Consider the following 6,075-nt stretch of genomic DNA (forward strand, 5'->3'; position numbering starts at 1 on the left):
ACGGTCAACCGGTCGTCCTGTGAGGTGGGTCACATGCGCATCGGCGAGCTGGCGGACCGGACGGGCGCCTCCCGCCGGTTGCTCCGCTATTACGAGGAGCAGGGGCTGATCGTCGCCGGGCGTTCGGCCAACGGCTATCGCGACTACGATCCGGCGATGGTGGACCGGGTGCTGCAGGTCAGGGGTCTGCTCGACGCCGGGTTGCCGACTCGGATCATCAAGCAGATCCTGCCGTGCCTGGACAAACCGCGCGTGATCCACTTCGCCGACGCGACCCCCGAGATGATCGCCACGCTGCGGCGGGAGCACGAGCGCCTGGGCCGGCGCGTGGAGTGCCTGGCCCGGAACCGGGACGCCATCGCCGAATATCTGGCCGAAGTGCTCCGCATCCGCGACCGGGGGGAGTGAAGTTCTCCCCGGCCCGCCGCACCGCCGCCTGCCGCACCGCCGCACACCGCGCGCCGCACACCGCGCGCCGCACCGCCGGCCGCCGCACCGCCGGCCGGCCGGGGCCGGACGGGCCTTAGAACGGAATCCCGCTCGCCGGAGGCTCAGGGGTGGGGCCGTCGCTCATGCCGTAAGCAGGCGGTGGGCCGTCGCTCATGCCGTAGCAGGCGGTGGCGGCGCCGGTGGTGAAGGCCCAGTAGCGGTCGCCGTGCGACCAGTGCCACCACTCGGTCGGGTAGTTGACGAAGCCGGCCGCCGACAGCGCGGCCCCGAGGGTGTCGCGGTTGCGGCGGGCCTCGGCGGAGATGCCGGGGAAGCCGGTGTGGCAGGCCTCGTCGCTCTCCGGCGGGGTGGCGTTGACCTGCGTGCCCATCGGGAGCTCGACGCCGGAGACCGTGCACAGGGTGAGGTCGACCGCGCCTCCGGTGACGTGCGGGGCGACCTCGGGCGGGGAGATGTACTTGCTCGCCTCCCGGGCGGCCCGCCGGTCGTCCCATTCGGGGTTGGCCTGCCGGTGCGTGGCCACCGACTCGGCGAAGTACCGCTCCTGCAGGGCCGCCGGGCGGAATCCTTCGACGATCAGCAGGCGCAGTGCTCTGGGCAGCCGGGTCTGCGCCGCCATCAGGCGGTCGGCCACGCTCAGCCGTACGTGCGCGAACAGGCCTTCGGCGTCCGCCAGGCGCGTGTCCACCCGGAGGGCCTCCAGGGTGCGCAGATTGACCAAAGGCTCACCGCACTCCCTCACCGGGACCTGGGCGATCCGCGGGTCGGACAGGAGTACGATCTTCGGCATGCAGGCCTCCGGCTGACGTTTCACGGCGCTCCAGGCGAGACGCCGACGTCATGATGTGGGACGGCTCTTGAAGAACGCTGTAACCGCTCGTCAGGCGGCTCAGCCCAGCTCGCGGTACTCCCGCGCCTCGTGCAGCCGGAAGATCTCCAGTGCCTCCGCCCGGGTCGTCTTGGCGGCGGCCTCGTCGCCCAGTTGCTCGTGCACCTGGGCCAGGTCGCGCAGGGTCCGGGCGCGGAACAGGATGGCGCGCATCGCGTCCCACAGCGCCAGTGATTCGGTGAGGCGGCTCCTGGCCTGGTAGAGCCGGCCTTCGGCCAGGTCGAGCTCGCCGAGGGTGCGCAGGGTGAGCGCCTCCCCGTAGCGGTCGTTGAGGGTCCGGGTGACGGCGAGCGCCTCGGTGAGGGCCTGGCGAGCCGGATCGAACCGGCCGAGCCGGAGCCAGGCCTTGGCCAGTGAACGCCGGCAGTACGCCTGCATGAGCCGGTCGCCCAGCTCACGGAAGATCGCCAGGGCCCGCGCGCAGAGCTCCTCCGACCGCGCCGGCTCCGCACGGGCTCGGTGGTACAGGGCCATGGTGCGCAGGGTCAGCCCTTCGCCGCGGCGGCTGCCCGCCTCCCGGTACAGCGACAGCGCGGCGGTCAGGTCCTCCCACGCCGCCTCGTAGTCGCCGCGCTCCAGGCGTACGCTGCCGGCCAGCCGCCGGACGTGGGCGACGGCCGCCGGGTCCGACAGGCCGCCCCACAGCCGGCTCGCCCGGCCCAGGAAGTGCAGCGCCTCGGGCAGATAGCCCTGCTCCCGGCAGGCGGCGCCGAGGGCGGCCAGCGTGGCGGCCTCGCCCCGGGCGTCCCGGGCGGTGCGGAACAGCGACAGCGCCTGGCCGAGGTACTCGCGGGATTCGGCGTAGTGGTCGCGTTCGTAGGCCAGGTGGCCCAGGCCGGCGAGCAGGATCGCCTCACCCAGGGCGTTGCCCGTCCGCCGCGCCACCGCCAGGGCGGCCTCGTGCGTGCGGTGCCAGGCCGCGAACGGGTTGTCGAAGACGTGCTGGCTGCCCTCGAAGGCCACCGAAGACAGCCCGGCGGCCAGCTCCACCGCGATGTCGTCGAGATCCATGGCCGCGGCGAGCTCCACCGCGACGATCAGCGTCTCCTCCTCGCTGCGAAGCCAGCCGCGCGGATCGGCGAGCACCGTCCGCGCCACCTCCGCCTCCAGCGGCCGGGCCAGGCCGAGGGAGGTCCGCATCGGGATCCCCCCGCTCGGTAAGGCCTCGCTGAGCCGTTCGACCAGCCACAGCCACCCGCCGAGCACCCTGCGGACGATCGCCGTGCGGTCCGCCGCCGGCTCCTCGGCCACCGCGCGTTCCCGGGCGAACAGCCGGACCAGGTCGTGCAGCCGGTAGCGGGTGCGGCCCGCGGCGTCGGTGCCGGTCACGCTCGCCAGCGAGGTGTCCACCAGATGGTCCAGAAGCTCCTCCGCCTGGTCCAGCCCGGTCTCCATGGCCGCCGCCGTCACCCACACCGGGAAGGACGGCAGGCCGAGCAGCCCTAGGCGGCGTAGCGCGGTCTTGGCCCCGGCGGGCAGCAGGTCGTAGCTGAGGGCGATACCGGCCCGCACCTGCTGGTCTCCGGCGGCCAGCTCGTCCAGCCGGCGTTGCTCGTCGGCCAGCCGGTCGGCCAGCCGGGCCACCGACCAGTGCCTGCGCGACGCCAGCCGGGCCCCGGAGATGCGCAGCGCCAGCGGCAGGCCGCCGCACTGCCGCACGATCCGCCGGGCCGCGTCCGGGTCGGCGGCGACCCGGTCCGGACCGGCGACCCGCTCCAGCAGCCGCAGCGCGGCCTCGTCGGGTAACAGTCCGAGGTCGAGTACCGCCGCGCCGGCCAGGCCGGCCAGCCGGTTGCGGGAGGTGACGATCACCCCGCAGCCCGGTGCGCCGGGTAACAGCGGCCGGACCTGCCGCTCGGCGCCGGCGTCGTCCAGGACGATCAGCTTGCGCCGCTCGGCGAGCAGGCTGCGGTAGCGGGCGGCGCGCTCTTCGAGCGTGCCGGGCGGTGAGGCGGCGGGCTCCAGCTCGCGCAGCAGCCGGCCGAGGACCTCCTGCGGGGTGGCGGGCGCCTCGGTGGTGCCGCGTAACTCGACGTACAGCTGGCCGTCGGGATAGCTGGAGGCGACCTCGTGCGCGGCGCGCAGCGCCAGGGTGGACTTCCCCACCCCGGCGGCCCCGAAGATCACGCAGACCGGGATGGCGCCCGGCCGGGCCAGCCGGTCGCGCAGTTCGGCGACCTCCGCCTCGCGCGCGGTGAAGTCGGGCGGCGGGGAGGGCAGCTGGCGGGGTGGCGGATTCTTCGTCCCGCCCAGCAGCGCGGGGTCGGACCGCAGGATGGACTCGTGGGCCTGCCGCAGTTCCGCCCCCGGTTCGACCCCGAGCTCCTCGACCAGCACCCGGCGGCCGTGCTGGTATACCGCGAGCGCGTCCGCCTGCCGTCCGGCCCGGTAGAGGACCATCATCAGGTCGCGGCGCAACAGCTCGCGGGCCGGATGCGTCGCGACCAGCTCGGTGAGCTCCTCGATCAGCCCTTCGGTGCGGTCCGCGGCCAGATCCGCCGCGATGCGCTCCTCGAGCACCGTCAGCCGCAGCTCCTCCAGCCGGCTCGCCTCGGCGCGCAGGTAGGGGTCGGCGATGCCGCCGAGCGCCGGGCCGCGCCATAATGCCAGGGCCGTCCGGAAGGAGTCCCCCGCCCGGCGGTGGTCCTCCTGGCGTGCCTCCCGCCGTCCCTGGTCGACGAGCCGCTCGAAGACGGTCTTGTCCAGGGCGTCCGGCGGGACCTTCGCCGCGTAGCCGACCCGGTGCGTGACGATCACCTCCGGCAGGCCCGCCCGGGTGAACGCCCGGCGCAGCAACGCGACGTAGGTCTGCACTATCCCGCGCGCGGTGGGCGGCGGGTCGTCCTGCCACAGCACCTCGGTCAGCCGCTCGACGGTGACCGCCCGGCCCTCGCCCAGGAGAAGGGCGGCGAGCAGCGCGCGCGGTTTGCTTCCTCCGAGGGGGACCTGCCGCCCATCGCTCCACACCTCGACCGGACCGAGTAGCCGTATCTCCATCGGTTCTCTCCAGGACGCTCGATCTTGATCTTCTCAAGAACAAAGATCGGTTCGGTAGTCCATGCGGTGGTCCAGATGTGAAACGCGGTCTCGGCGCGCGACTTCATCGCCCTGCATTGAGATTCGCTTCCTAAGGGCCACGCTCCGGCGCCGCCCCGGTATCGCCGCATGGCGGAAGGGCCCCGGGGGCATCCCGGGGCCCTTCATGCCAGGTGTGCTCGTCGCGCGGTCAGCTGACGGTGGCGGGTTGGGCGGACAGCAGGGTTTGGGTCCAGCCGGTGGTGTCGACGGGGGTTTGTGCGGTGAGGTCGTCGGCGTTGCCGTCGTAGGGGTCGGCGTCGAGGTAGCGGTGGAGGGAGCCTTCGGGGCGGTGGCCGTAGTAGACGCCGCCGCCGGGGGAGAGCAGGTGGTCGAAGACCTGCCAGGTGGAGTCGCGGAGTTGGTGGCGGGTGTAGGGGGTGCCGTCGATGCGGTAGGAGATGAGCAGGCCGGTTTCGGTGGTGCCGAGTAGCCAGTTGGATGCGGTGGCGGTGAGGGTTTTGAGGGTGAAGCCGGTGCCGATGAGGGTGCCGGTGGAGATGGTGGCGGCGGTGGGTTTGGTGGTGGTGATGTTGTAGCGGCGCAGGGTGCCGGCGGCGATGCCGAACAGGTGGGTGTTGCCGTCGTAGGTGAGCAGGTCGTGGGTCCAGCCGGTGGCGATCTGGACGGGTGGGTTGTAGGTGAGTGAGGTGTTGTTGGTGATGACGTCGATGCGGTAGAGCTTGCCGTCGGGGCCGTCTTCGGTGATCAGGATGGTGTTGAAGTTGAGGGTGGCCATGGCTTTGGGGGTGAAGCCGAGGGTGGTGGTGGAGGTGACGGCGCCGTGGGTGCGTTTGCCGGTGGCGGTGTCGATGGCGGTGTAGGTCAGCCGCCCGTCCGAGGTCACTCCGTACACCGAAGCCGTCCCCTTGGGGGCGCTGACGTAGGGCAGGATGGCGTTGACGATGATCTGCGCGTCGGCGGCCTGCTCCTGGTAGCGGTCCGGGAAGGCCGACACCTGCACCGCCTGGCACACCTCGCCGATCGGCGCGGTCTTCCAGCTGTTGTTCGGATAGACCCTGATCATCTTGTCGAGGAACGCGTTGGTGGCCCAGGTGGGGTTCAGGCGCTGGGCGGCCGTGCCCCAGGAGGCGCGCTGCTGGAACAGTCCGAGGCTGTCGTGGTCGACCATTTCGCTGATGTTCTGGATGCTGGTCTCCACGATGATCGTGGCGACGGCGATCACGGCCGCTCTGGTGTCGAGTCCGCGGTCGTGCGCGGCCTTGATCACCATGCGGGCGCAGGACACCCGGTAGGCCGACATGTAGCCGCGCATCTTCGCCTTGAGCGTGCCGTTGAGCTGCGTGGCCAGGCTCGCGTCGGTGGAGGTCGTGCCCTTGGGGTCGCACGCGGCGACCTGGTAGGCGGCGCTGACGTCGGATGCCGCCGGGGGCTGCGGCCGCGGTTCGGCCATCGCGGGGTGTGCCGTGCACCATACGCCGAAGGCGGTGAGCGCCGCCGCGGCCGTCATGCGGGCACGGGAGGGGAGAGGGCTGAGCATGGGGCGTCCTTCGAACGAGTCCGGCCGCTGCCGGCCGGCGCGTGGGATGTGATCCGCTAGCCGACGGTGGCGGGTTGGGCGGACAGCAGGGTTTGGGTCCAGCCGGTGGTGTCGACGGGGGTTTGTGCGGTGAGGTCGTCGGCGTTGCCGTCGTAGGGGT

4 protein-coding genes are annotated in these 6,075 nt (G+C 72.5%); 1 reads left to right on the plus strand and 3 read right to left on the minus strand.

Features of this window, described 5'->3' with window-relative positions; translation table 11 throughout:
* The first annotated feature begins 33 nt into the window (after positions 1–33).
* Positions 34–408, plus strand: a complete 375-nt coding sequence (locus Sru01_RS03570; protein ID WP_203982384.1) for a MerR family transcriptional regulator — start codon at positions 34–36, stop codon at positions 406–408.
* Between the two features lie 115 nt (positions 409–523).
* Here Sru01_RS03570 and Sru01_RS03575 read toward each other — a convergent pair whose 3' ends face one another.
* From Sru01_RS03575 to Sru01_RS03585, 3 genes are all read right to left on the minus strand, one after another.
* Positions 524–1,240: a M15 family metallopeptidase gene (locus Sru01_RS03575; RefSeq protein ID WP_203982385.1), complete on the minus strand. Its 717-nt coding sequence runs from the start codon at positions 1,238–1,240 to the stop codon at positions 524–526.
* A 99-nt stretch (positions 1,241–1,339) separates the two neighbouring features.
* Positions 1,340–4,336: an AfsR/SARP family transcriptional regulator gene (locus Sru01_RS03580; protein ID WP_203982386.1), complete on the minus strand. Its 2,997-nt coding sequence runs from the start codon at positions 4,334–4,336 to the stop codon at positions 1,340–1,342.
* 229 nt (positions 4,337–4,565) lie between these two features.
* The gene (locus tag Sru01_RS03585) at positions 4,566–5,915 is read right to left on the minus strand and encodes a hypothetical protein (RefSeq protein ID WP_203982387.1); all 1,350 of its coding nucleotides are present in this window, start codon (positions 5,913–5,915) and stop codon (positions 4,566–4,568) included.
* Positions 5,916–6,075: the final 160 nt, after the last annotated feature.

It is taken from the genome of Sphaerisporangium rufum, assembly GCF_016863395.1.
GTDB lineage: Bacteria > Actinomycetota > Actinomycetes > Streptosporangiales > Streptosporangiaceae > Sphaerisporangium > Sphaerisporangium rufum.

What these genes read in the sequence shown, in the direction of transcription:
- Sru01_RS03570 (WP_203982384.1), top strand. Translation starts at nt 34, where the DNA reads ATGCGCATCGGCGAGCTGGCGGACCGGACGGGCGCCTCCCGCCGGTTG.
- Sru01_RS03575 (WP_203982385.1), bottom strand. Translation starts at nt 1,240, where the DNA reads ATGCCGAAGATCGTACTCCTGTCCGACCCGCGGATCGCCCAGGTCCCG.
- Sru01_RS03580 (WP_203982386.1), bottom strand. Translation starts at nt 4,336, where the DNA reads ATGGAGATACGGCTACTCGGTCCGGTCGAGGTGTGGAGCGATGGGCGG.
- Sru01_RS03585 (WP_203982387.1), bottom strand. Translation starts at nt 5,915, where the DNA reads ATGCTCAGCCCTCTCCCCTCCCGTGCCCGCATGACGGCCGCGGCGGCG.